The 953-nt window shown below is 36.6% G+C and carries 1 protein-coding gene; it reads left to right on the plus strand.

Going from position 1 to position 953, the window contains the following annotated elements; translation table 11 throughout:
* The first annotated feature begins 81 nt into the window (after positions 1-81).
* Entirely contained in the window at positions 82-654 is a 573-nt protein-coding gene (locus tag FD34_RS01480; RefSeq protein WP_057806096.1) for a hypothetical protein, read from the plus strand.
* Positions 655-953 lie beyond the last annotated feature (299 nt).

Below are 953 nucleotides of genomic sequence, written 5' to 3' on the forward strand. Positions count from 1 at the left end.
CTTTAATTCGCTGTATGCAACCCTAAACAATTCAAGCGCACAGTTTTTCATATGGTGGCGAAATAAGATAAGGAGAAGACAATGAAAAAATTAACTAAAACTGCTATTGCATTATTTGGTGCTACTACTTTAGGATTTGCAGGATTTGGGGCTTATACCTTTGCCGATAACTTCTGGCAGGGTCATAATAATATGGTTCAGATTAATAATGACTTAGATCAACTTTCTCAAACTATCAAGAATAAAAATGACCAACTGACTAAAGCTAAGAGTGATTTAGCCGATGCTCAAAACCAGTTAAAAGATACCCAGTCCAGTCAAAGTGCCTTACAGGATCAACTCAAATCTGTACAAGAGCAGCTTAAGCAGGCACAAGATATTCAAAAATCTGACCGAAACACCTTTAATCAGCAACTTCAAGCTAAGGAACAAGATATTCAACAGGCAATTACTGATGGCAACGCTAAAGTTCAAGCTAACCAACAAGAAGTTGACAAAGCTAACCAACAGGTATCGGATCTAAATAACAAGATTAATGATTTAACTAATCAATTAAACCAAAAGAACCAAGACAGTCAAGATCTCTCTCAAGCAGTTAAGGAAGCTCAAAACACCAGAGATCATGCAGATACAGTTGTTAACAATTCTAAATAATTAATCTAAAGACCCTCTTAGCAGGGTCTTTAATTATTTTTGATGCATTGGGTGAAAATAATAATTATTATGTGATAGATTGTAAAATAAAAAAGATATAACTTGTGCCAGGCCGATAAGATACAAAAACACATAGGACATTGAGAAGCTAGCATATAATGTTTGTCGCCCACCCGCATAGCGGGTGGCTTTTTGTTTCGCACACTCGCTTCACTCGCGCACTCAACTAGGCCTAAAGGCACTAATAAAAGAACAGCTCATGTCCAATCTCAGACACGAGCTGTTTGAAAAGTTATTCA

The organism is Limosilactobacillus pontis DSM 8475, from assembly GCF_001435345.1.
Classification (GTDB): Bacteria; Bacillota; Bacilli; order Lactobacillales; family Lactobacillaceae; genus Limosilactobacillus; species Limosilactobacillus pontis.

Excerpts from the sequence above, each read along its gene's own strand:
- FD34_RS01480 (WP_057806096.1), top strand. The coding sequence starts at position 82 with ATGAAAAAATTAACTAAAACTGCTATTGCATTATTTGGTGCTACTACT.